This window comes from Neobacillus niacini, from assembly GCF_036961885.1.
Lineage (GTDB): Bacteria > Bacillota > Bacilli > Bacillales > Cytobacillaceae > Neobacillus > Neobacillus niacini_H.
On the sequence record NZ_JBALNQ010000027.1, the window covers coordinates 22,952 to 46,572 of the forward strand.

Annotated in this window: 25 protein-coding genes; 23 read left to right on the top strand and 2 right to left on the bottom strand. The window is 38.6% G+C overall.

Going from position 1 to position 23,621, the window contains the following annotated elements; genetic code table 11:
* Window positions 1–23 precede the first annotated feature (23 nt).
* From V7124_RS12510 to V7124_RS12565, 12 genes are read left to right on the top strand one after another with little or no spacing between them, the layout of a single operon-like run.
* Window positions 24–725: an isochorismatase family protein gene (locus tag V7124_RS12510; protein ID WP_335489493.1), complete on the top strand. Its 702-nt coding sequence runs from the start codon at window positions 24–26 to the stop codon at window positions 723–725.
* A gap of 32 nt (window positions 726–757) precedes the next feature.
* A complete protein-coding gene (locus tag V7124_RS12515) occupies window positions 758–1,507 on the top strand; it encodes a maleate cis-trans isomerase family protein (RefSeq protein ID WP_335412932.1) in 750 nt (249 codons plus the stop codon).
* A gap of 38 nt (window positions 1,508–1,545) precedes the next feature.
* Window positions 1,546–3,486: an NAD(P)/FAD-dependent oxidoreductase gene (locus V7124_RS12520; protein ID WP_335489496.1), complete on the top strand. Its 1,941-nt coding sequence runs from the start codon at window positions 1,546–1,548 to the stop codon at window positions 3,484–3,486.
* A gap of 60 nt (window positions 3,487–3,546) precedes the next feature.
* Window positions 3,547–4,896: an aromatic ring-hydroxylating oxygenase subunit alpha gene (locus V7124_RS12525; protein ID WP_335489499.1), complete on the top strand. Its 1,350-nt coding sequence runs from the start codon at window positions 3,547–3,549 to the stop codon at window positions 4,894–4,896.
* A 14-nt stretch (window positions 4,897–4,910) separates the two neighbouring features.
* Complete coding sequence (locus V7124_RS12530) at window positions 4,911–5,420, top strand: aromatic-ring-hydroxylating dioxygenase subunit beta (RefSeq protein ID WP_335412940.1); 510 nt, start codon at window positions 4,911–4,913, stop codon at window positions 5,418–5,420.
* A 37-nt stretch (window positions 5,421–5,457) separates the two neighbouring features.
* Entirely contained in the window at window positions 5,458–5,688 is a 231-nt protein-coding gene (locus V7124_RS12535) for a hypothetical protein (protein ID WP_335412942.1), read from the top strand.
* Window positions 5,689–5,721: 33 nt separating this feature from the next.
* Window positions 5,722–6,621 carry a VOC family protein gene (locus tag V7124_RS12540; protein ID WP_335412945.1) on the top strand — a complete coding sequence of 300 codons (900 nt, stop codon included), beginning with the start codon at window positions 5,722–5,724 and terminating at the stop codon, window positions 6,619–6,621.
* Complete coding sequence (locus V7124_RS12545) at window positions 6,622–7,431, top strand: SDR family NAD(P)-dependent oxidoreductase (RefSeq protein WP_335412947.1); 810 nt, start codon at window positions 6,622–6,624, stop codon at window positions 7,429–7,431.
* 50 nt (window positions 7,432–7,481) lie between these two features.
* The gene (locus V7124_RS12550; protein WP_335412949.1) at window positions 7,482–9,125 is read left to right on the top strand and encodes a purine-cytosine permease family protein; all 1,644 of its coding nucleotides are present in this window, start codon (window positions 7,482–7,484) and stop codon (window positions 9,123–9,125) included.
* 46 nt (window positions 9,126–9,171) lie between these two features.
* Entirely contained in the window at window positions 9,172–10,224 is a 1,053-nt protein-coding gene (locus tag V7124_RS12555; protein WP_335489501.1) for a leucyl aminopeptidase, read from the top strand.
* A gap of 11 nt (window positions 10,225–10,235) precedes the next feature.
* Complete coding sequence (locus V7124_RS12560; protein ID WP_335489503.1) at window positions 10,236–11,075, top strand: carbon-nitrogen hydrolase family protein; 840 nt, start codon at window positions 10,236–10,238, stop codon at window positions 11,073–11,075.
* 15 nt (window positions 11,076–11,090) lie between these two features.
* Window positions 11,091–11,882 carry an SDR family oxidoreductase gene (locus tag V7124_RS12565; protein ID WP_335489506.1) on the top strand — a complete coding sequence of 264 codons (792 nt, stop codon included), beginning with the start codon at window positions 11,091–11,093 and terminating at the stop codon, window positions 11,880–11,882.
* Between the two features lie 140 nt (window positions 11,883–12,022).
* Here the strand turns inward: V7124_RS12565 and V7124_RS12570 are convergent, their stop codons facing one another.
* The gene (locus V7124_RS12570) at window positions 12,023–12,331 is read right to left on the bottom strand and encodes a hypothetical protein (protein ID WP_335412957.1); all 309 of its coding nucleotides are present in this window, start codon (window positions 12,329–12,331) and stop codon (window positions 12,023–12,025) included.
* Between the two features lie 210 nt (window positions 12,332–12,541).
* On the opposite strand from V7124_RS12570, the gene V7124_RS12575 reads away from it, so the two are divergent.
* From V7124_RS12575 to V7124_RS12625, 11 genes are all read left to right on the top strand, one after another.
* Entirely contained in the window at window positions 12,542–13,384 is an 843-nt protein-coding gene (locus tag V7124_RS12575) for a pentapeptide repeat-containing protein (protein WP_335489509.1), read from the top strand.
* A 121-nt stretch (window positions 13,385–13,505) separates the two neighbouring features.
* On the top strand, window positions 13,506–14,249 hold the full coding sequence (gene map / locus V7124_RS12580) for a type I methionyl aminopeptidase (RefSeq protein WP_335412959.1): 744 nt from the start codon (window positions 13,506–13,508) through the stop codon (window positions 14,247–14,249).
* 219 nt (window positions 14,250–14,468) lie between these two features.
* Window positions 14,469–15,689 (top strand): DUF438 domain-containing protein, encoded by a 1,221-nt coding sequence (locus tag V7124_RS12585; protein ID WP_335419414.1) that lies wholly within the window; start codon window positions 14,469–14,471, stop codon window positions 15,687–15,689.
* Between the two features lie 102 nt (window positions 15,690–15,791).
* Entirely contained in the window at window positions 15,792–15,944 is a 153-nt protein-coding gene (locus V7124_RS12590; RefSeq protein ID WP_090765533.1) for a YpzG family protein, read from the top strand.
* 366 nt (window positions 15,945–16,310) lie between these two features.
* Window positions 16,311–17,489 carry an ABC transporter substrate-binding protein gene (locus V7124_RS12595; protein ID WP_335489512.1) on the top strand — a complete coding sequence of 393 codons (1,179 nt, stop codon included), beginning with the start codon at window positions 16,311–16,313 and terminating at the stop codon, window positions 17,487–17,489.
* An 87-nt stretch (window positions 17,490–17,576) separates the two neighbouring features.
* Window positions 17,577–18,455, top strand: coding sequence for a branched-chain amino acid ABC transporter permease (locus V7124_RS12600; protein WP_335418167.1), 879 nt, complete (start codon window positions 17,577–17,579; stop codon window positions 18,453–18,455).
* Between the two features lie 13 nt (window positions 18,456–18,468).
* On the top strand, window positions 18,469–19,407 hold the full coding sequence (locus V7124_RS12605; protein ID WP_335418165.1) for a branched-chain amino acid ABC transporter permease: 939 nt from the start codon (window positions 18,469–18,471) through the stop codon (window positions 19,405–19,407).
* A 1-nt stretch (window position 19,408) separates the two neighbouring features.
* Window positions 19,409–20,191, top strand: a complete 783-nt coding sequence (locus tag V7124_RS12610) for an ABC transporter ATP-binding protein (RefSeq protein ID WP_420489560.1) — start codon at window positions 19,409–19,411, stop codon at window positions 20,189–20,191.
* Window positions 20,184–20,891 carry an ABC transporter ATP-binding protein gene (locus V7124_RS12615; protein ID WP_335418162.1) on the top strand — a complete coding sequence of 236 codons (708 nt, stop codon included), beginning with the start codon at window positions 20,184–20,186 and terminating at the stop codon, window positions 20,889–20,891. Before V7124_RS12610 ends, V7124_RS12615 begins: the two co-directional genes overlap by 8 nt.
* A gap of 101 nt (window positions 20,892–20,992) precedes the next feature.
* Window positions 20,993–21,658, top strand: a complete 666-nt coding sequence (locus tag V7124_RS12620) for a BsuPI-related putative proteinase inhibitor (RefSeq protein ID WP_335418158.1) — start codon at window positions 20,993–20,995, stop codon at window positions 21,656–21,658.
* Between the two features lie 117 nt (window positions 21,659–21,775).
* On the top strand, window positions 21,776–23,242 hold the full coding sequence (locus tag V7124_RS12625; RefSeq protein ID WP_335489515.1) for a spore germination protein: 1,467 nt from the start codon (window positions 21,776–21,778) through the stop codon (window positions 23,240–23,242).
* A 56-nt stretch (window positions 23,243–23,298) separates the two neighbouring features.
* On the opposite strand, the gene V7124_RS12630 is transcribed toward V7124_RS12625, so the two are convergent.
* Window positions 23,299–23,574 (bottom strand): YqhV family protein, encoded by a 276-nt coding sequence (locus tag V7124_RS12630; RefSeq protein WP_335418150.1) that lies wholly within the window; start codon window positions 23,572–23,574, stop codon window positions 23,299–23,301.
* Window positions 23,575–23,621 lie beyond the last annotated feature (47 nt).

The following is a 23,621-nucleotide window of genomic DNA, read 5'->3' on the forward strand; positions in this document are numbered from 1 at the left end:
CATTTAAAGAAGGGAGAAAAAGGATGACTGCTATATGGGAAAAATATCTCGATGAACGTGATCTAAAGAACTATTCTAGTAGTGGATTCGGAAAAAACTACGGTATTGGTGAAAATCCAGCATTAATTATTGTCGATGTTACATATGGGTTTACGGGAGAAGAAGCGGAACCGATTGAAGAGTCAATTAAAAAGTATCCTGCAAGCTGTGGTGCTGTAAGTTGGGAATCTATTAAATATATTCAGCGTTTATTGAATACTGCTCGGGATAGTGGAATTCCGGTTTACTATACCATCATTGAAGGTAATAAAAATTCTTCTAATGAGCGGGTTGCTGTCAAGGGAGATCTTTTTTCCCACCCATCCTTACTGGAAGGGGAGAAAGGTACCTGGGTGGTGGATGAGCTTAAGCCCGCTCTTAGTGAGATTGTATTATCAAAGAAGAAACCAAGTGCTTTTTTTGGAACCCCATTGGTTACTCATTTAATGGCTGAAAAGGTTGATAGTGTTATTGTAACAGGTTGTACGACGAGCGGTTGTATCCGAAGCACCGTTGTAGATGCCTTTTCGTATAACTACAAAGTGATTGTTCCAGAAGAATGTGTTTTTGATCGGAGCATCACCTCACATGCTATTAATCTCTTTGACATGCAGCAGAAATATGCTGATGTAGTAAAAACGGAGGAAGTAATAGAGAAACTAAAACAACTTTCACCAATAATATAAGATTACAAAATAGAGCAAAGGATGTGTAAATTATGACTAAAAATTATCGGATTGGCCTTATCGTTCCAAGTTCAAATACAACGATGGAAACAGAAATACCGGCGATGCTGCAATCAAGAGGTTTTGAAAACGAGACATTTACTTTTCACTCAAGTCGTATGCGAATGATGCATGTGACTAAGGAAGAATTAGCAAAAATGGATTCAGAGAGTGACCGCTGTGCTGTAGAACTGTCAGATGCAAGATGCGATGCAATCGCTTATGCCTGTCTAGTAGCGATTATGTCCCAAGGTTCTGGTTACCATTGTCTATCGGAGTCACGTCTTTCTGGGATAGCAAGGGAAAATGGAGCAGAGGTATCTGTTATAAGTAGTGCCGGTGCACTTATCGAGGGTATTCAGGCTTTAGGTGCCAATAAAGTAGCCATTATTACGCCTTATATGAAACCGCTTACACAAATGGTGGTTGATTATATAGAGAATAGTGGTATCAAGGTAACTGATTCAATTAGTTTAGAAGTGGCTGATAATTTAGAAGTGGGTAGATTAAATCCTCTCAATCTACTAGAAATCGTAAAGGATTTAGATATTAGTCAAGCCGACGCAGTGGTTTTATCTGCATGTGTTCAAATGCCATCATTGCCAGCCATTCAAAAAGTGGAAGATAGACTTGGATTACCTGTCCTTTCTGCAGGTACAGCAACGGTTTACCAAATACTTAAGAGTTTAAACTTAAAAGCACAGGTTCCAAACGCTGGTAAATTACTTTCAGGTTCTTTGTAAATCTCAATAAATCTATCAATGAAATTGGAGGTTACTTAATGAAAGGACAATATTCAAAGTTATTTTCTCCTTTGAAAATTGGCAGTCTTGAGTTGAAAAATCGAATTGTAAAGGCCCCGCAATCCACAGGTCTTAGTAATCGAGATGGAACAGTCTCAGAAAGATTAGTTCGACATTACAAAGAGCTTGCTCGTGGTGGTACTGGGTTGATCATTGTTGAATACACGTATATCGACAATGAAGCTAGTAAATCAGCGTACTGCCAATTAGGTATTAGTGATAATGAACATATTGCCGGATTATCCTGGCTAGTATCTTCTATTCACGATGCAGGGGCAAAGGCAGGTATACAAATTGAACATTGTGGAAGGCAAAAATTCCTAGGAACTCCCCCGATTAAAGCACCATCTAGAATTCCCTGGCCAACTCTTTACGAGCAAACTGGGGTGGTGCCAGAAGAACTTACTATTGAAGAAATTAAACAAATCGTTGATAGCTTCGGCGATGCAGCTAAGAGAGCACAGACAGCTGGTTTTGATTTAGTAGAGATTCATGCAGCACACGGATATTTAATAACAAATTTCCTTTCCCCTCACACAAATAAGCGAACAGATTTATACGGTGGATCTTTAGAGAATAGAATGAGATTTTTATTGGAAGTCATCAAGAACGTGAAAGCCAAAGTTGGTGAGAAATTCCCCATTACGATGAGAATTAACGGCACTGATTATGAACCTGATGGGATTACCATTGACGAAACGATAGAAGTCTGTAAACAAGCTGAACAGCTAGGTATTTTTGCCTTTCATGTATCAGGCGGTGACCATCACATGATGAATTATCAAGTAAGTCCAATGACCGTACCGAAAGGGCCAAATGTCTGGGCAGCGGAAGCAATAAAACGTTCTGTTTCTATTCCAATTATGGCTTCAGGTTCGATTACCACACCGGAGTTCGCTGAAAAAATTCTCCAAGAAGATAAGGCAGACCTTATATCTCTGGGTAGACCCTTACTTGCTGACCCCTACTTCCCGTTGAAAGCGAAGGAAGGAAGGCCGGAAGATATTATCCCTTGTATCCGCTGTAACGACGGATGTATGGAAAGATCATTTTTTAACTACCGTTCCATAAGATGTTCGGTCAATCCGAATATGGGCAGAGAAGGGGAGTTAATGATTACCCCAGCTAATACCACTAAGAAAATTATAGTTGTTGGCGGCGGGCCTGCAGGAATGGAAGCTGCCAGAGTCAGTGCGCTTCGCGGTCATAAGGTTACATTATTTGAAAAAGGTAAACTAGGTGGAGCCTTGAACTCATCAACTGTTGCACCATTTAAAGCTGATGTTCGCAATTTAGAAAACTATTTTTCTGCCCAAATGGAAAAGTTGAAAATAGACATTGTTCATGAAGAAGCAATGCTTGATTCCATTCAATCTGGTGGCTTTGATGCAGCAGTTATCGCTGTTGGCAAGGTTCCAAACGCCGTTCATATTAAGGGGATAGATACAGCCAAAACCATCCAAGCAATAGATGTTTTATCCCAAAAGGCTGAAATTGGACAAAATGTAGTGATTATTGGCGGTGGGATGACTGGAGTTGAAACAGCTCTTTTTCTAGCCGATCAAGGACGAAACGTCACAATCATTGATATGGCCGCTGAAATCATGGGTAATGATTTAATTACTTTCAAAATCTCTTATTTTGAGTTCCTGGCCCAAAGGAAAGTAACCGTTCACACATCCGTAGAAGAAATTGAAATAAGTGAGAATTCCGTGGCTTTTACGAATAAAGCCGGTAACGAACATACTATTTCTGCTGATACTATTATTTTGGCAACAGGATACACAGCAAATACAAATTTATACTATCATCTACAGAATCTAGCACATCTTGATGTGTATCAGATTGGGGATGGGAAGAGTCCTGGGATGATTTACGATGCGATTCATGAAGGTTATTTAACAGGCTTACGTATCTAGCAAAAGTAGAATTGAATTTGCTAGATTCATAAATTTCATTAATGAAAAGGAGTGTTTAATATGAGTCAGCAATCGATGTCACCGCTTTCTCCAAGGGTAAAAGCCATCCTAGAAGAGTTTCAAGCAAGTCTCGAACAAGGGATATCCAAAATGGGAGCATTAAATGATGAAGAGATTCATCAAACAGAGTTAGAAAGAATCTTTGGAAAAAGGTGGAACTATTTAGCACATGAATCTGAAATTCCAAACAAAAATGATTATGTGCTTCGCTGTATCGGTGATGATACATTTATTGTCAGCAGGGGAAGTGATGGAGAAATTCGTGTTATGTTAGATGTTTGCCCTCATCGCGGGGCTAGCATTTGCCGAGCAGAAAAGGGAAGCTCTTCCCATTTCCAATGCCCATATCATGGCTGGACGTTTAAGAACAATGGTGATTTAGTGGGAACCCCGTCATTTAAGGATGCTTATAGTGGACTGGACCGGAAGGAATGGGGTCTGACACAGGCACCACGAATGGAAATTTTTCATGGATTTGTGTTTGTGTGCCTAGATGAGAATGCACCAGATCTAAAAGATTCCTTAGCTGGAATAGGCTGGTATTTGGACATGATATTCTCGTTACAGGACGAAGGGATGGAAGTTCTTGGAGATCCTCAGCGTTTTGTTATTAAAGCCAATTGGAAGATTGCTGCAGAAAATTTTTCTGGGGATGATTATCACTTATTGACACTTCATAAATCAACCTATGAAATCGGCGTTATGCAAATCCCTCTTCGGGAAAATATGAAGGGCTATCATATCCAAGCTGGAAATGGCCATGGTGTCAGCTTTTCGATTGACCTAGAGAGTAAAGACCCGCTTTTCTTCTATTATCCCGAGGAAATTGTTAAGACCTTTAATTTAGATAATTTAACTGAAAAACAGCTCGAACTTGCTCGTGGTTCTCGTGTATGTGTCGGGAATATTTTTCCAAACATTTCCTTCTTGATGCTTCCGTTAAGTCCTGACCCTAAGACGATTCCGCCAACACCACTTTTCACGTGGAGGGTATGGCAGCCGAAAGGTAAGGATGAAATTGAGGTTTGGAACTGGTTCATGATGTATAAAAATACGTCAGAGGAATTTAAAAGGGCCTCTTACCGGGCAGCGATGTCAACCTTTGGAATTGCCGGCACTTTTGAACTCGATGATGCAATCCCCTGGGAATCAATAACTAAAAATGCAAAAGGAAGCTTTGCAAAGAAAAACATGAACTTAAACCTTCAAATGGGTATGGAAGGAATGGGGGTTGCGAACCAAGTAATGGATTGGCCTTTTCCAGGTACGGCCTATTATCCACGATATGAGGAAGGAAATCAGCGTCATATGTATCGACAATATTTAAAAGAAATGCTCGCTGAAGACTAAAAGGAGGAATCTTTATGAAAGTGCCATTTGAGTTATATCAGGAGGGAATTGAATTTTTTCTTCATGAAGCGGAATTGATTGATACCGGGAAATTTAAGGATTGGCTGGGGTTAATGACAGATGATTTTTCCTATCGAATCCCAGTTAGGGTTACGCGTGAAAAGGCAGCTCCCACAGAATTCAGTGATCTGGCCAGTCATATGGATGAAACAAAAAACACTATGGAAATCCGTGTACTCCGCGCATATTCAGAATATAACTGGGCGGAGGATCCTGCCTCTAGAACAAGGCATTTCCTGACAAATTTCAGGGCTCAAATGGATCAAAATGCTAAAAATGAAATTCATTTTAAAACAAACTTTCTCTTATATAGAGGGAAATTTGATTTACCGACTTTCCAGTTTTTAAGTGGTGAAAAACATGATACTATTCGCCGCGTTGATGGTGAATGGAAATTATCAAAAAGGCTAATATTGCTTGATCACGCAACGATACCAATGAATAACCTGGCAATCTTCATTTAGATGGTAAGCAACTATACCTTGAATAGGAGAAATCAATATGAATGAAAATGATGATTACTTACAAGTTGCAAATGAATTTACATGTGTCCACGTAAGAAAAATCCACACCAAAAACGGTGAAATGATTGAAATTGAATCGAAAAAAAACGACGGAAAAATTACACTAGACGCTATGCAGCTTGAAAGCTTGACACTTTTGTCTCCTGAACACTTTTCAAAGTTTTTCGAAATACATTTTGGGCTAGATGATTCTTTATCAAAAAAGTAGATACAACCTCGCTTGTAAGAAAGGAGAAAGCTCATGCATTCAAAAGCACAAAGATTTGAACACGTAGAATTAAAAGTGAATGACCTTTCTAAGGCCATCCATTTTTATAAAGAGGGCCTTGGGTTGGTTGAAATTGGGAAAGAGGACGGGGTCATTTATTTAGGCTGTGGTTATGATAAAAACTATGATCTTGCCATTTCTGAAGGAGGCACAGGGGTAAAGCACTTTGCAGTCCGAGTGGATAATGAGGAAGAATTAGAGTATTTTTACAAAAAAATTACAAACCTTGGTGTCCGAGTGGACCGTCATAATGGCACAGAACCCGGGCAGGTAAAAGGAATCCGCTTCCCTCTGCCGAGCGGCATACCGATGGAGTTCGTTCTTGTTGCAGATAATAGCTATGTTAACCCAGCCAGACCGGCGTACCCGCGAAATGTAGCCTCTGCACCGTTAAACATTGATCATATTAATCTGATGACAGTTGATGTAAAAAAGGAAACAGATTTTTTTCATGAAGTTCTGAATTTTAAAATCTCTGATATTGTTGACCCTGAAATGAATGGGAAATATATGATGTCCTTCATGCGCTTTAGGGGCTATCATCATGATGTTGCAACTACGATTACGAAAAATCCGAGTGATACCTTGCATCACCTCTCATGGACGATGAGTAATTTTGAACACATAAAAGTAGCTTGCGATGTCCTTTCACAATTTGAAATTGACGTAGAGATGGGGCCGGGTCGTCATCCAATAGGTCCAAATTTATATGCTTATTACCTTGAACCGGGTGGAAATCGTTTTGAATATGTCTCTGAGCAGGCATATTTAGATCCTGACTCCCCGCCTAAAATATGGAGAAGCATGGCGGATACGCTGGAATCATGGTCAAAGCTACGTAAGCCTCCAGGAAGTTTTATTAAAGGATCATAAATGAAGAAGGGAGTGAGAAATATAGGACGCTTGAATGGTAAGGTTGCTTTGATAACGGGTGCGACTTCTGGATTAGGCAGGGCTGTCGCCGAGCGCTTTGTCGAAGAAGGGGCACAAGTTTGTGTCGTTGATGTGTCGCTGGGAAGACTAGAAGAAATGAAAGATAGGTTTGGGGATACCATCTTAACTGTACATTCAGATGTAAGTACATTAGAAGGTAATATCAAAATGGTGGAATCTACAGTTGAAACATTTGGAAAGATTGATATATTCGTAGCAAATGCTGGTATTTACGATGGGAATGTGGGAATAAATGACTTACCACTAAACCGAATTGAAGCAGCATTTGATGAAGTAATAAATGTAAATGTGAAGGGATACTTGTTGGGGGCAAAAGTGGTGCTTCCAGAACTACTTAAATCGGAGGGGTGTATGATTTTTACCGCTTCCCATGCTAGCTTTTATTCAGCTGGAGGCGGTCCGATTTATACAGCATCCAAGCATGCGATCGCAGGTTTAATCAAAGAGCTGGCTTATGAGCTGGCACCAAAAATTCGTGTCAATGGGGTGGCACCAGGGGTTATTGCCACAGCTATGGGAATGCCTAAGGCCTTGGGCACCCAGATTCCTTCTATTATATCAGGTGTTGAACAATCATTACCTTTACCGTTTATCCCAGAGTCTAGCGATTATGTAGAGCTTTATGTATTACTAGCCTCCGAAGGGGCTAAGGCAATGACTGGAACAATTATCCAAGCGGATAATGGAATTAGTATTAGAGGATTGGTTCAACCATCTGGTGGAATCTAGTATTGGGAAATGTTTAACCCAAAATATTTAAAATAATGGGAGGATAATCGATGGCAAATCGAGATATCAAGGATTTAGCAAACCATTCAGAGAGTCTTTTTTTTGATACGAGAGATATGGAACGAAGACAGGATTCTTCAAGTGAAAAGGATGACTATGGCACGCTTAGAGTACCAGGTGATTGGAGATTTAGCGCGATGAGCAGCGCCTGGAGCTGGATGGGTCTATCCACAGCGATTGCCTACCCGTTAACAGGGGCATTATTAACTCTAGCTTTCGGAGCATTTTCTGTCATGATAGGCTTTCTCATCTCAATGGTTTTAGTTGGTTTCGGGGTGTACTATACATCGTTGAAGTCTGCAAATGAGGGAATCGGTAAAGATCTAATGAGTCGCTCCACATATGGGTATTTCGGTTCAGTTCTTAATACTTTATTTGTTGGAATCTATTTAGTCATTCTTTTTTCACTCGAAACCTCAGTAATTGCTGGATCTTTGGCAGAATATTTGCCATCAGTACCATATTGGCTGGTTGCATTACTCATTATTGCAGTGTTTATTCCATTAGGTATTTACGGAATGGTATGGATTGCAAAGCTTCAAACAGTTACCTTTTTCCTCTATGTTATTGGAATTGCACTTGTTTTTATGGGGCTTTTTAGTGGTTGGTCTGAACTAACCAATGCAGCATTTGCAGGTGAATGGTGGAAGTTAAATCCAAATAATGTCCCTGCGTCCTGGATGACGATTATAGGTGCTACAGGTGCCTGGATGGGTGCATTTGGATTTATGAATATTTTCGCTTCCACTGATATTACAAGGATGACCCGTCGCAGTGAACGGAAAAAAATTGCTGTCCTCCAGGTCGTCATTAACTCTGTTATTAATTCATTTTTAATTGGTGCCATGGGTATTTTCTTTCTTGCCTCATCAAACGGTGTGAATCCAGATCCAGGCGTGACATTTGTCTGGGTGTTGGGACCATTAGGGCTGTTACTAGTATTTGTTACACAGTTACGTGGAAATGTGATGAATATGTATTTAGGAACGTTAGCCTTTGATAATGTCCTGGCGCAAATCACCAAGAAAAGCTATATGCGATCCTGGCTTTTAATTCCATTTGTACTGTTAGGCTTTATCATGGTTGTTAGTTCATTTTTACAATACTTTTCAACGATTGCTACTTTTGCAGGTGTAGTCTTTGCGTCTTGGGTTGGCTCTACATTTGGAGAGTCGCTGTTAGTCCGTCCACTTTATAAAATACCTAACTGGTCGGAATTCCGCCGTGCATACCTTCCGAATATCAATTGGATCGGTTTTACTTCATTAATCATTCCCATCATTATTGGAATGATGGCAACGATGGGTGTTTGGGGTGATGTACTACGAGCAACATCTGTGTTTGTAAGTTTACTATTAGCTTTTATTTTTCCAGTAACGCTTGCTGCTGTTCTTGGGAAAGAAAAAACGATACAGCAGTACTTTAAACGGATTCCTGAAGTTCCAATGGTTGAGACAGAGACGATGACTTGCTTTGTTACAGGGGAGACGGAACATAAAAGTGATTTTGTTCTATGCCCATTTCACGGGGATAATTGGATTTCGTCTACTGCCTGTGCAACCGAGACGAAATGCAATAAAATGTGCCAATTTAAGTCTGCACAAAATACAATTCCAATTGATCAATCTATTTAACCTCCAGTAATAAGGTGGAGTCAAAATTTTCGAGGGAGTGTTTGCAATGCTTACAAATTTTACACAATTAACAAAGTTGTTTAGAGACGAATTAATTCTTTGCGATGTAAAAGAAGGGGAATTTGTGGTCGTAGCCAGTCAGCCGGAATCACGTGAAGGCTATGTTGATGCTTTTCTCGCTGCAATTGAATCCTTAGGTGCACATGGAATGAATCTTCAGTTCCCAGGAATTCGACATGCACATCTTCCGTATAGTGGACGACAAACACAGGATATTGATATTTTTATAGATTCCGTTCCTCAAGCCATGGAAACATTAAGAAAAGCAGACATGGTAGTGGATGTGACAGCTGAAGGTCTTGTGCACACAAAAGCTAGAGCTGTTACCTTGGGTAATGGAGCTAGGATGTTGATGGTTTGGGAAAAAGCTGAAATTCTTGAAAGAATGTTTCCTAGGGAATCATTGCGAAAGCGTGTGGAAACAAGCATGGATATGCTGAAACAATCGGAGTCAATGAGGGTTACCTCTGCAGCAGGTACTGATATATCGGTTAGACTTGCAAGTAACACACCGATTATTGGCCAATATGGCTATACCGACAAGCCGGGAAGATGGGATCATTTTGCTGGTGGATTCGCTGCTTTTTACCCAATTGAAGAAAGCGTGAATGGACGAATCGTGTTAGATGTAGGAGATATCTTATTACCACTGAACCGCTATGTTCAATCACCAATTGATATCACCATTAAAAATGGATTTATTACGGATATCAAAGGTGAAGGTCTTGATGTTTTATTATTCAAACAATACTTTGAGTCATGGAAGGATAAAGAAGTGTATGGCACTTCCCATTTTGGCTGGGGATTAGATGAAAATGCCCTATGGGAAGCAATGAGCTTTTATGGAAATGAAACATATGGGATGGATGCGCGTGCTTTTGCTGGGAATTTCATGTGGTCCACTGGCCCGAATGCTCATGTCAAGCGGTTTACGAAGTGCCATTATGATATCCCGATGCGCAGCTGCTCCATCGAACTAGATGGAAAAGAGATTATTAAAGAAGGAACGATTGTGGAACCGAGTCTAAAACTTATTTAAGGGCTGATAACATGACGAATAGATTAAAAGTCTCTATGGTTCAAATGCAGGTGACCAATGATGTTGATGTTAATGTTGAAAAAGCGATTGAACTAATTAAAGATGCCGCTAGAAGCAATCCTGATGTCATTGTTCTCCCTGAAAACTTTCATTTTATGGGGACAAAGAAAGAGTTTTTTGAAAAAGCGGAAACCATTGATGGGCCGACCATTACGAAATTAAGAGAAGTTGCTCGTGCGCTTGGCACTTATATTATTGCAGGTACGATTAAGCTTCGGGTTAACAATGAAGAAAAACTAAGAAATAGTTGCTGCGTGATCAATTCAGATGGTGAGATTCAAGACGTTTATGATAAGATACACACTTTTAACGCTCAAGTTGGCGGCAGAACCTATGCAGGCAGCCAAGTAGAAGAAGCCGGTGATAGGATTGTCGTTACAAACATTAAAGGAGTTCCAGTCGGCCTAAGTGTTTGTTTTGATATTCGTTTTCCAGAAATGTTCCGCATTCTTGCTTTAAAAGGCGCTAAAGTGATCTTTGTGCCAGCGATATTTATGCTCCACACAGGAAAGGATCATTGGGAAACGCTATTACGAGCTAGAGCAATCGAAAACCAAGTTTATATGGTCGCACCTGCTACACATGGGAAATTTCCTCCGCATGAGGAATGGAGCTACGGTCGAAGTATGGCCATTGACCCATGGGGATTAATGATTGCGCAAATCTCAGACAAAGATGGAGTTGTAACCGTTGAGCTTGATTTGGATTTGGTGGAGGATGTCAGGAAAAGGGTACCCACCCTATCGCAGCGCCGTCCTGATGTATATAACTGGACAGAGATTGATCATTGATAGGAGAGGTTTGCAATGGATTTAGGAATAGATGGTAAAGTAGTTCTTGTAACGGCAGCTAGTAAGGGGCTAGGGTATGCAGTGGCAGAGGCGATGTTAGAAGAAGGAGCACGTGTGGCGATTAGTTCTAGAAGTGAAGAAAGTATTAAAAAGGCAGCTGAAGAACTATCCCAACATGGAAAACATGATGTTTTTTATGTACCTGCTGATTTATCAAAGCCAGAAGATGTCGACCAACTGATGGACCGGGTTCTCGATCATTTTGGCCAAGTGGATATTTTAATTTGTAACACAGGTGGTCCAAAAACATCTGATTTTGTCGATACTGGTTTTGAGGATTGGAAAAGTGGTATCGATATGATGCTTTTTCCAGTTCTAAAAATGACTGAAAGAGTTATTCCGAAGATGAGAGAAAATCATTGGGGACGTATCATTTTCATGACTTCAACATGGGTAAAGCAGCCGCGAAAAAGTGGTGTGATTTCAACAATGGCCAGAAGTGCTGTTTCAGGATTATCTAAACATCTTTCAAATGAACTAGCAAAGGATAATATACTCGTAAATCAAGTACTGCCAGGGCCGACTTGGACTGATCGTTCTAAGGAAATTACTAAACGATTAGCTGTACAGCGTGGTGTTCCTGTCGAAGTAATCAAGGAAGAAATTGCAGAGGAAATTCCATTAGGCAGGTATGGTACGGCGCAGGAAATTGCAAATGCTGTCACTTTTTTAGCATCGGAAAAAGCCTCCTTCATTACTGGAGCCTCCTTGCAAGTTGATGGTGGGCAAATAAAAGCTACCGTTTAAATTCCAAGCTCAATCCTAATTACCAAGGATTGAGCTTTTTTACTGCCAGCTTGATTTTCTACCTACCATCATTATGAAAAAACGCTTGGATTTGTAGATCCAAGCGTTTTTTAGGTTTATATTAAGTTTAATAATTTGAACTAACGTTTCAATCGTTTTAGTACGCTTTCTTCGAACCCAGCTTGATCTATGTCTAATCCGATGATTTCGTTTCTAAAGGACTTGAAACGTCCATTTTCTACTTCAAGTGTGAAATATCCCCTAGGACTTGAAGGATTTATATCACCGATAATGTTTTTTCGTCGGGCGGGGTCAAATAAGTTCACTAAATTAGGATTACTTGGATGTGGTTTAAACCGACAGCCCTGTTCCACACATATTCTAACAATATTCCGGACCTTTGGATGAGTAATACTGTCTATTTTTTTTATAACTTCCTCTTTGGGCATAGGTGTGACTCTCCTTTCCATTCTTAAAACAGTATGCAGTGGCTAATGAAAATATGCACGACTACTATAGCGCAATTGTTGTCTAATACTCCCTGGAATAAATGGACAAGAACATATATGAATGAAGAAAAGACGTTTTTTTATATTCATGTTAATATTATATAAGTGAATTTGCTCCAAACAGTCTTATTAAAAAGGAAGTGTTTCAAATTGTCTAATTCAAAATCGTTAGACGAAAATCGATTACGTCACTTACGTGCGGACTGTGAAAATTGTTTTGGGTTATGCTGCGTTGCCTTACCATATGCAAAATCGGCAGACTTCCCATTTAATAAAGACGTAGGTACTCCATGTCAAAATTTACAATCTAACTATCTTTGCAGTATCCATACAGACCTTCGTTATAATGGGTTTCGAGGCTGTTCCGCTTATGAATGCTTTGGCGCTGGTCAAAAGGTATCTCAAGTCACCTATAGTGGAAAAGATTGGCGCTCAAACAAAGATATTGCTCAGGAGATGTTTGACGTATACCCGATTATGCAGCAGCTTCATGAGATGCTATGGTATTTAAATGAGGCACTTACGATAGAAGCTGTAAAGTCGATTCATACAGATATACAGTTAATGATTGAAGAGACCGAATTGCTTACCTCCCAAACTCCTGAAATTATCATGACAATTGATGTTTCTGGTCATAGAGCAAATGTAAATAGGTTATTAATTCTTATAAGTGAATTGGTACGTGATCAAGTCAGCATTAAACAAAAAAATCCCCGTCGGCGAATGGACTATTTAGGTGCAAAGTTGAAAGGGGCAGATCTAAAAGGAGCAAACCTAAGAGGCGCCTTACTTATAGCTGCTGACCTTAGAAATGCGGATCTTCGCTGGAGTGATTTGATAGGTGCAGATTTTAGAGATGCAGATATCAGTGGTGCTAATCTTACTGGTAGTATTTTTCTTACCCAAGCACAAGTAAACGCATCGAAAGGGAATAAATTTACAAAACTGCCTCCGTCGCTAGAGGTGCCTGCACACTGGAATCAAGAAGAATAGTAATTTTGGTAAATGGGTCGTACATCCAAAAGGAAACATACTTGAAATTTTATAATAAGTAAGCCTAAAATATAAGAATGGAAAGTTATAACGATAAATAAATGATAAGTAGGGAAAACACATGATAGCAAAAACAGAAGAAGAAATTAATGCGTTAAAGGAAATTGGCAAAATATGCGCCGAGATTAGAGATGAATTGGTACAACGAACGGTACCTGGGATCACAACAAAGGAACTTGACGATATTGCAGGTGAACTTTTTGAAAAGGCAGGGGCGATATCTGCTCCAAAGGGTGAATATGATTTTCCTGGTTACACATGCATAAGTATCAATGAAGAAGTAGCTCATGGCATTCCTGGTAAAAGGGTCATAAAAGAAGGTGACATTGTCAATATCGATGTCTCTGGTTCTAAGAATGGCTATTTCGCGGATACAGGTATCTCTATTGTTGTAGGCAAAGGGGAAGAGATTTTAACTAAAATTTGTGATGTTGCTAAATTAGCATTTGAAGCAGGTCTTAAAAAGGCAAAACCTGGTTCAAAGAAAAGCGGACTTGGAAAAGCTGTCATCCAAACGGCTCGTCAGCATGGCTTAACGGTAATTATGAATTTAACAGGACATGGAATTGGTCGAAGAATCCATGAAGCACCAGACCATATTTATAATTACCATGACACCTGGGATGACGAATTACTTAAGGAAGGTATGGTTATCGCATTTGAACCATTTATCTCAACGAAAGAAGAGGAAGTATTTCAAGTTGAAGGCGATGACTGGACCTATGTGACCGAGGAAAGTTACGTAGCCCAGTATGAACATACAATTATCCTTACAAAAAATGGACCCATCATTACAACATTATAATATATTCTAAAAGCGGATCCCAAGGGGGTCCGCTTTTCCTTTTAAAATCTATGGTACTTCTTACAGAAATATTTGTTCTTAAATTTATCACAATTTCAAAGTTATTTCTATAACAATGATGTTAATCACAAACAGGCTAAATAAAAGGTGTTATTTTATGTGTATGAGATTAATTATCATTACTGATTAGCCAAAGCATGATAGAAGAGGAGAATAACTATGAGTGAAATTATTAATAATCGGGAACAGGTAACAAATAATCCAACGAAACGCCAAGAAATCTTAAAACAAATTTTTAAAGACCTTCATGATGGAAAAAATGTCGCAGAGGTAAAAGCACATTTTGATGCTTTTATTGGGAAAATTACTATAGACGAAATTTCACAGCTGCAACATGATTTCGGAGACCTTACAATAGAGGAAATACATCATTTACATGCAAAGCACACAGAAATATTCAAAGGCTCTATAGAAGAAATAGAAAAAACAAATAAGCCTGAGCAGCAGCCAGGTCATCCAATCCACACATTTATTTTAGAAAACAAAGAGCTTGATAAGCTCGTTAATGTCCAACTAAAAGGGCATTTAGTGGAATTTGTACAATCTGATGATCCTGAAAATGTGTTTAAGCTTATAGAAGACATCAATCTACTTCTCGATATCGATAAGCACTATAGTCGGAAAGAAAATTTAATTTTCCCCTATTTAGAAACGTATGGCATCTACGGGCCCACTACGAACATGTGGCGGATAAATGATTTTATTCGTGATGCCATTAAAGACGCAAGACAGAAGTTAACTACCTATAATGGGGAAAAACAAGCAGTCATAGACGTCTTAAATTTTGTTATTCAAGAAGTAACTACGATGATTTATCGAGAAGAAAACATTCTTTTTCCAATGGCCATTACCAATTTCACAGAAGATGAATGGGTAAAAATCGCCCGTGAAAGTGATGAAATTGGATATTGTCTCATTGCTCCTACAGAAGTTTGGAAACCTGAAAGGCATGCGTTCGAGGAAAAGGCCATCTCTGAAGGATACATTAAGATGGAAACAGGGATATTATCATTAAAACAGCTAGAACTGCTGTTAAATCATTTACCTGTAGACCTTACATTCATTGATCAGGATGACGTAGTACGTTACTTCTCTCACGGAAAAGAAAGAATCTTTGCTCGTACAAAAGCGGTAATTGGACGGACTGTCCAAAATTGTCATCCGCCAAGAAGTGTGCACGTCGTGGAAGAACTGCTAGCAGACTTTAAAGCAGGCAGGAAGGACACAGAGGACTTCTGGATTAAATTTCGTGATAAATATGTATATATTCGTTATTTTGCTGTTAGGGATGAGAAGGGTAAATACATCGGAACGCTTGAATTTACACAAAATATCGCACCAATTAAAGAGTTAGATGGTGAAAAGCGAATCATGTCTTAATATTATGGGTATTATTATATTGAGCAAATCAAATACTATAACTGATATTCCTGTAATATCATGTTTCAGAGTATCCTATCCTAACTATTGAGGTGATTCATTGTGAGTTATCAAGATAATTTGGATCCACAGTCTCAAAAGTTTCATCATAATTGGACACGGCCTAAGCGTGTAACTACACAGGTAAATGGACAAACACAAAGATCTCAACATAACATTATATTGAGATCAAATGCAAAGGCGCATAAGTGGTAAAGGGTATTTCTGAGTAAAAAGAGAGAAGACGAAAGTTGTCTTCTTTCTTTTTTATGTTTTCTTTATGTAGTAGCAGGAATGTTTACAATAATAGTAAAATCTCTTTTTTATATACCAGTAAAGTTTTTAATATTTATATCTTTATATTCCCAATCGTTTATTGATTAAAAACAAAGAAAGCGCTTCAATATTTATAATAGAAATAAAAATCAGAAATATTAAAATAATATACTAGACTAATGTAAAAAAAAGTACTACAATAACTTATGTTATTAATTTAGCTAGTAAACAAAATTCTTGGGTCAGCGAAAGATACTAAACTACGAGTATTAGTATCAGAAAATTCAATTAAAGGGGGAAGATTTCATGAAAAAGAAATTAGCAAGTGTATTTATGGCGTCAACCATCTTTGCTGGAATGTTAGCAGGATGTGGAGCAGCAAAAGAAAGTTCATCAGGTGGTACTTCGGATACTATTAAATTGGGAGTGAATTTGGAACTCTCAGGTAATGTTGCCTCTTATGGTGAATCAATGGCAAAGGGAATTGAAATGGCTGTTGATGAGATTAATAAAAGTGGCGGTGTAGATGGCAAGAAGTTCGATATCGTGAAAGTGGATAACAAATCAGAAGCAGCTGAAGCGACAAATGGAATCATAAAATTGACAAGTCAGGATAAGGTAACAGCTGTTATTGGCGCGGCAACAAGCGGAAATACAGTAGCTCAAGCACAGATTGCGAATGATACAAAAACAGTTCTAATCGCTCCTGGTGGAACAAGCCCAACTGTTACTGTAGATGATAAAGGAAAAGTAAGACCATTCGTTTTCCGTACTTCATTTATTGATCCATTTCAAGGAACGGTCGCTGCAAATTTTGCCTTAGATACATTAAAAATTAAAGATGCTGCAATTTTTGCAGACAATTCAAGTGATTATGCAAAAGGTTTATCTGATGCTTTTAAAGAAACCTTTAAAGCTGCAGGCGGTAAAATTGTTGCTGAAGAAGCATATGTAGCAAAGGACACGGATTTCCGTGCGACATTAACTCGTATTAAGGCGAAAAATCCATCATTCATTTTTATCCCCGGCTATTATGAAGAAGTAGGATTAATCGTAAAACAAGCCCGTGAATTAGGTATTGATGTCCCATTAGTGGGCGCTGATGGCTGGGATTCTCCAAAGTTAGTTGATTTAGCTGGAGCTGAAGCATTAAATAATACTTACCTTATTAACCATTACTCATCTGAAGATCCAGACGAAAAGGTGCAAAAGTTTGTAACAGCATTTAAAGACAAGAACAAAGGTGAAGCACCTAATGCCTTTAATGCACTTGGCTATGACACAGTTTACTTTTTAGCGGATGCAGTTAAACGTGCTGGCAGCGCAGATTCAAGTAAAATTCAGGCAGAATTAGCCAAAACTAAAGATCTAAGCCTTATTACTGGGGTTTTATCGATTGATGAAAATCATCACCCGATTAAAACAGCAACTATTTTAGAATACGTTGATGGTAAACAAGTGTTTAATACAAAAGTAAATCCTTAAAAGTACTAAACTAGTAGAATGGAAGGGTGAACTCCTTCCATTCTACTTTTCTAAAGAGTAAATACTGGAGTTTGAGGAGTGATTACAATGGAGTGGCTACAACAATTAATAAACGGAATTTCACTCGGTAGCATCTATGCCTTAATCGCGTTAGGCTATACCATGGTTTATGGAATTATAAAATTAATTAACTTCGCTCATGGTGATGTTTTTATGGTAGGTGCGTTCGTCGGGTTTTATGCGATTAAGGGATGGGGTCTTGGATTCTTTCCAGCATTACTTTTGTCAATGGCTTTTTGTGCAGTATTTGGAGTTTTAATTGAAAGAATTGCTTATAAACGCCTTCGTAATGCGACGAGAATTGCTGCCTTAATAACAGCAATTGGGATGTCACTGTTAATTGAATACGGTGTTATCTATGCCAGAGGGGCACAGCCAGAGGCTTATCCTGACGGCGTTTTGCCAAGCACAACATTTAATCTGTTTGGTGCACAAATTAGCAGTCAATCATTATTAATTCTATCCGTATCCGTTGGACTTATGATTATTTTACAATTCATCGTTCATCGGACAAAGATTGGTAAGGCAATGCGTGCTGTCTCACACGATATGGATGCTGCTCGTTTAATGGGTATTAATGTAGACAGAACCATTTCCTATACATTTGCAATAGGTTCTGCGTTAGCGGGGGCAGCAGGTGTAATTTTCGGGGTTTATTATACAAAAATTGAGCCGTTAATGGGGATTATTCCTGGATTAAAGGCGTTTGTTGCAGCTGTTTTAGGTGGAATCGGCATTATCCCTGGCGCGATGGTTGGTGGATTAATACTAGGTGTTGTGGAATCAATCGTAAGTGCATTGGGATTCTCCTTATGGCGAGATGCAGCGGCGTTTATCATTTTAATCCTAATCCTTATTTTTAGACCTTCAGGCATCTTTGGTAAAAATACAAGAGAGAAAGTGTAGGTGAGAAAGACAGATGAAAAAATTAACTAGATTCTGGCTATTTCTCATTTTAGCTGTAGTTGTTTATGGAGTTGGCCAGATCTTAATTCAAACAGGTATATTAAATGCATTTTATAGCAATATGCTGATCCTAATGATTATTAATATTCTCTTAGCAGCCAGTCTTCATTTGGTAATTGGAATAACGGGTCAATTTTCAATAGGACATGCAGGATTCCTTGCTGTCGGAGCCTACGTTTCAGCGATTATTACGATGAAATTTGAACTTCCTTTTGTTTTAGCGATTATTATCGGAGGAATTGTAGCTACATTAGCAGGTCTGATTGTCGGTATTCCTACTTTAAGGCTGCGAGGGGATTATCTCGCTATTGCAACATTAGGATTCGGAGAAATCATAAGAATTGTCTTTTTAAATATTGACTATGTTGGCGGCGCAGCAGGAATGATGGTTTCAAATATGACTACATGGACAAGCGCATTTGTATGTCTTGTCATTACCATTATCGTAATCGTGAACTTTACAAACTCACGGCATGGAAGGGCCTGTATTGCGATTCGAGAAAATGAAATCGCGGCAGATGCAATGGGGATCAATACAACGTTCTATAAAGTTGTTGCTTTCGCCATTGGTTCCTTTTTTGCAGGAATCGCCGGGGGATTATTTGCTCACAATTTTTATATTATCCAACCAACTAATTTTGGTTTCTTAAAATCATTTGATATTTTAATTTTTGTAGTTTTAGGAGGACTTGGAAGTTTATCAGGTTCCGTTATTTCTGCCATTCTTTTAACAATTATTTCAACTTACTTACAGCAATACCCTGAGACAAGGATGATTATTTACAGTCTAGTTTTAGTTGTTGTCATGTTATACCGTCCACAGGGGTTAATGGGTACTCGAGAAATAACTGATTTCTTTGGTAAAAAGAAAATGGCGAAAGGAGGAAATTAGTGTGGGAGCTTTATTACAGGTTAAAGATGCTGGGATCCAGTTCGGAGGCTTAAAGGCTGTTTCAGGCTTTTCTATGGACCTCAATCAAGGAGAATTAGTTGGTTTAATCGGTCCCAATGGTGCAGGGAAAACGACAAGCTTTAATTTGTTAACGGGTGTATATGAACCGACTGAGGGTGAGATTACGTTCGATGGAAAAAGACTTAATGGTCTTGCGCCATATCAAGTTACCCGGAAAGGAATTAGCCGTACATTTCAAAATATCCGTCTTTTTAGTGAATTGTCTGTTTTAGATAATGTTAAGGTGGCTTATCATTCTTTAGCAAAGCATTCCATTCTTAGTTCCATCTTCCGCCTGCCCTCCCATTTTTCCGAAGAAAAGGTGATGGAGGAAAAATCATTAGAATTTTTAAAGATTTTTCAATTAGATCGCTTTAAAGATGAAAAAGCAAAGAATTTGCCATATGGTCAACAGCGTAGATTGGAAATTGCCAGGGCATTAGCTGCAAGTCCAAAATTGTTGTTACTCGATGAGCCCGCTGCTGGTATGAATCCACAGGAAACGCATGAACTCATGGAATTGATTGCTTTTATTCGTAAGCAGTTCAACTTAACAATCCTTTTAATCGAACATGATATGAACCTGGTAATGGGAATATGTGAACGAATTTATGTATTAGACCATGGACAACTGATTGCAGAAGGTACTCCAAATGCTATTCGTAATAATCCAAAAGTAATTGAAGCATACCTTGGAGAGGAGGTTTCGAGCGATCATGCTTAAAGTGAATGGAATCGATGTTTTTTATGGAAATATTCATGCTCTTAAGGGGGTATCATTAGAAATAAATGAAGGAGAAATTGTTACACTGATTGGTGCAAACGGGGCAGGGAAAAGTACACTGCTGAAAACCTTGTCTGGACTGCTAAAACCAAAGTCAGGAACCATCGAGTACTTAGGTAGTTCAATTTCCGGGAAGGCACCACAATCAATTGTTAAGGCAGGAATTTCTCATGTTCCTGAAGGACGCCGTGTATTTGCCAATATGAGTGTAGAGGAAAATCTTGAATTAGGTGCTTATATAAGGACGGATAAAAAGGAAATTAGAAACGACATCCAGCGTGTTTATGAGCTTTTTCCGAGACTTCATGAGCGCAGAAAGCAGTTATCAGGTACACTTTCAGGTGGAGAACAGCAAATGCTGGCAATGGGAAGAGCGATTATGGCAAAACCTAAGCTACTTTTACTAGATGAGCCTTCAATGGGCTTAGCTCCACTAATGGTTAAAACGATTTTTCAAATCATAAAGCAGGTCAGTCAAGACGGAACAACGATCCTGTTAGTTGAACAAAACGCAAATATGGCACTATCCGTTGCGGACCGTGCCTACGTGATCGAAACCGGTCGGATTGATATTTCAGGAACAGCAGCAGAATTACAGGCTAGTGAAGAAATTAAAAAAGCCTATCTTGGTGGACTGTAACAACGTTCAAAATATATCTATAAAAAAATAAATACACATGTAACGGGAACCTCCTTTTTTACGACTATTAAGGTAATTCGTAAAAAAGGAGATTTACATTTATGCCTATTAAAATATTGATGATTGTATTATTAGTTGGATTATTGAGTGCTTGTGGTACTGGAAATAATACAAATGGAAGTTCTGAGCCTGTAAAAAATGAGAAGCAAACTGAAATTACTGCTAAATTTCATCCTTCCATTGAAACAAAAGAAGAGAACAACTCGATAAAGATCAACTACAAAGTTAAAAATGTATCTGGAGCTTCTCAAAAGCTAACCCTTCCAAGTGGTTTACAAGCAGACTTCATTATTTATGATGAAGAAGGAAAAAAGGTCAAACAATATTCTGATGAAGTCATGTCCACGCAGGCTATCATTGATGTTATAGTTGAAAATAATCAAGAGATAACAAACGAGTTTATTATTTCTGACCTTTATAATGGGCGCTATTCAATAGAAGTTTTTTTAAGAGCAAAGGAAGAACAAGCAAAAGTAGTCACTGATTTATATGTGGAAAATTCTTTACTCACTAAAGGATCTGGTGTGCTCGTTGGTCAAATCGATCCCCATTCTATTGAGCTAGATATGAAGGGAGAAAAAATAGCATTTCAGTTAAAAGAAGAGGCCATACAGCAATTACCATCACTAAAAGAGGGCAGTGAAATTTCATTTGTTTATTCAGAAAATGACATACAAAAGACAATTGAAAAGTTTTTAATCGAATAGTTTTTTGATAAAAAGGAGGGGAAACCTTCCTTTTTTACTTTGATTAAACAAATCTTAGTATATAACACCTAAAATTGCTGCAAAATATCATTATGAAAATTTTAGGAGTTGGCAAGTTTGGGGAAAAAAGGAACGCAAATTCCAGTTAAAGAAAACTTTGAAGATAATATTGAGTATTTAATAAAAGAACTACGGATTGGCAAAAGCTTTGATGTCATCCATCGTCCTCTAGAGTATGGTGGATTAAAGTTTGGGATGTTCCAAATTGATGGTTTCGCTACAGCGAATATCCTGCTGTTAATCATGAAGGAAATTGAGAAGCGCAAACCTGAAGATTTTGCAGATAATCCAATCGACAAGCTTTTTAAAACCTTCATTCCTCATATAGAGGTTAATACGTCAGACGATTTAGAAGAAGCTATTGCTCAAGTACTTGCAGGTCAGACTGCTGTAGTGGTTGAAGGCTGTGAGCAAGTTATTCTGATTGATGCACGGGAATATCCGATTCGTTCTCCTCAAGAGCCTGATATTGAACGTGTTGTCCGAGGTCCGCGCGATGGTTTTGTAGAAACCATTGTTTTTAATCTGGCATTAATTCGAAGACGTGTTCGCGATCGGTCTCTCGTTAATGAATATATTCAGGTAGGTCAACGGTCAAAAACAGATATAGCTTTAGTGTATATTGATAGCCTAGTCAATGTTGACCATGTAGAAATGTTAAGAAATGAGCTTGAGAAAATATCGGTTGATGGTGTCTCGATGGGGGAAAAAACCATTGAGGAATTTGTATTCGGGCGAAATTATAATCCCTATCCACTAGTACGCTACACAGAAAGAGCCGATACGAGTGCGGTTCATTTAATGGAAGGTCATGTGCTTATTGTAGTGGATGGGTCACCCAGTGTAATGATTTGCCCATCTACCTATTGGCATCATCTGCAGCATGCTGAAGAATATCGCCAAAAACCAATTGTTGGGGTTTTTTTAAGATGGGCTCGGTTCATTGCGGTTTTGGCTTCATTATTTCTTTTACCTTTTTGGTATACATATGCCACAAATGAACAATTACTTTCGGATCGTTGGAAATTTATTGGGCTCAAAGATCATGGAGAGATTGGTCTAATCTGGCAGTTCCTTATAGCGGAAGTGGGGATTGAAATTTTGCGGATGGCTGCCATTCATACCCCGAATGCACTCGCTACAGCACTTGGTATCGTTTCAGCGATTATTATAGGAGAAGTGGCCGTACAGGTAGGGATTTTTACACATGAAGTAGTTCTTTACGTTGCCGTTGCGGCAATTGGAACTTTTGCAACACCGAGTTATGAATTAAGTCTCGCCAATAGAATATTCCGCGTATTCTTTTTAATTATGGTCGCACTCCTTAAGGTTCCAGGTCTTGCTATCGGAATAACATTGTGGCTGATTATGCTTGTGAGAACTAAGAGCATGAATACCCCCTATTTATACCCGTTTATTCCCTTTAATCCACAAGATTTTCGAATTATGCTTGCTAGAACACCAATTCCACTAAAAAATACGCGGGCAAGGATATTAAAGGTACAAGATAGAACTAGGCAATAAATTAAAAAGCCTATCACCAAGGGTGAAAGGCTTTTTATGTAAGCTTTAAAGAGTGTTTAGGATGATTTTACACCGATAAATATAAAACTAACCCCAAGCGCAATCCAGACGAATTTCATGACCGATATTTTTTCGACCAGCCCTATTAACCCAAGAGATGTAGTCAAAACTAATATGATTGGACCAATAAGTGCAAGCAAAGAGTTAACCATCAGGGCCTTTTCTATGGTATTAAATTTGATCATTAGGATGGCTGCAAATATTTCAATACTTCCAGATATTAATCGTAAAAAAGCCATTCCTAGTACTACCTTTTCAATAATTATAAACATAATGACCTCCTGAACTACCATTTCTTACATAAGTGTATGATTGGTTT

Bases quoted from the DNA above. Each gene is read 5' to 3' on its own strand.
- V7124_RS12555 (WP_335489501.1), top strand. From the start codon at position 9,172: ATGCTTACAAATTTTACACAATTAACAAAGTTGTTTAGAGACGAATTA.
- V7124_RS12605 (WP_335418165.1), top strand. From the start codon at position 18,469: ATGAAAAAATTAACTAGATTCTGGCTATTTCTCATTTTAGCTGTAGTT.
- V7124_RS12545 (WP_335412947.1), top strand. From the start codon at position 6,622: ATGAAGAAGGGAGTGAGAAATATAGGACGCTTGAATGGTAAGGTTGCT.
- V7124_RS12570 (WP_335412957.1), bottom strand. From the start codon at position 12,331: ATGCCCAAAGAGGAAGTTATAAAAAAAATAGACAGTATTACTCATCCA.
- V7124_RS12550 (WP_335412949.1), top strand. From the start codon at position 7,482: ATGGCAAATCGAGATATCAAGGATTTAGCAAACCATTCAGAGAGTCTT.
- V7124_RS12565 (WP_335489506.1), top strand. From the start codon at position 11,091: ATGGATTTAGGAATAGATGGTAAAGTAGTTCTTGTAACGGCAGCTAGT.
- V7124_RS12530 (WP_335412940.1), top strand. From the start codon at position 4,911: ATGAAAGTGCCATTTGAGTTATATCAGGAGGGAATTGAATTTTTTCTT.
- V7124_RS12525 (WP_335489499.1), top strand. From the start codon at position 3,547: ATGAGTCAGCAATCGATGTCACCGCTTTCTCCAAGGGTAAAAGCCATC.
- V7124_RS12510 (WP_335489493.1), top strand. From the start codon at position 24: ATGACTGCTATATGGGAAAAATATCTCGATGAACGTGATCTAAAGAAC.
- V7124_RS12600 (WP_335418167.1), top strand. From the start codon at position 17,577: ATGGAGTGGCTACAACAATTAATAAACGGAATTTCACTCGGTAGCATC.
- V7124_RS12620 (WP_335418158.1), top strand. From the start codon at position 20,993: ATGCCTATTAAAATATTGATGATTGTATTATTAGTTGGATTATTGAGT.
- V7124_RS12630 (WP_335418150.1), bottom strand. From the start codon at position 23,574: ATGTTTATAATTATTGAAAAGGTAGTACTAGGAATGGCTTTTTTACGA.
- V7124_RS12540 (WP_335412945.1), top strand. From the start codon at position 5,722: ATGCATTCAAAAGCACAAAGATTTGAACACGTAGAATTAAAAGTGAAT.
- V7124_RS12515 (WP_335412932.1), top strand. From the start codon at position 758: ATGACTAAAAATTATCGGATTGGCCTTATCGTTCCAAGTTCAAATACA.
- V7124_RS12520 (WP_335489496.1), top strand. From the start codon at position 1,546: ATGAAAGGACAATATTCAAAGTTATTTTCTCCTTTGAAAATTGGCAGT.
- V7124_RS12535 (WP_335412942.1), top strand. From the start codon at position 5,458: ATGAATGAAAATGATGATTACTTACAAGTTGCAAATGAATTTACATGT.
- V7124_RS12560 (WP_335489503.1), top strand. From the start codon at position 10,236: ATGACGAATAGATTAAAAGTCTCTATGGTTCAAATGCAGGTGACCAAT.
- V7124_RS12615 (WP_335418162.1), top strand. From the start codon at position 20,184: ATGCTTAAAGTGAATGGAATCGATGTTTTTTATGGAAATATTCATGCT.
- map (WP_335412959.1), top strand. From the start codon at position 13,506: ATGATAGCAAAAACAGAAGAAGAAATTAATGCGTTAAAGGAAATTGGC.
- V7124_RS12595 (WP_335489512.1), top strand. From the start codon at position 16,311: ATGAAAAAGAAATTAGCAAGTGTATTTATGGCGTCAACCATCTTTGCT.
- V7124_RS12585 (WP_335419414.1), top strand. From the start codon at position 14,469: ATGAGTGAAATTATTAATAATCGGGAACAGGTAACAAATAATCCAACG.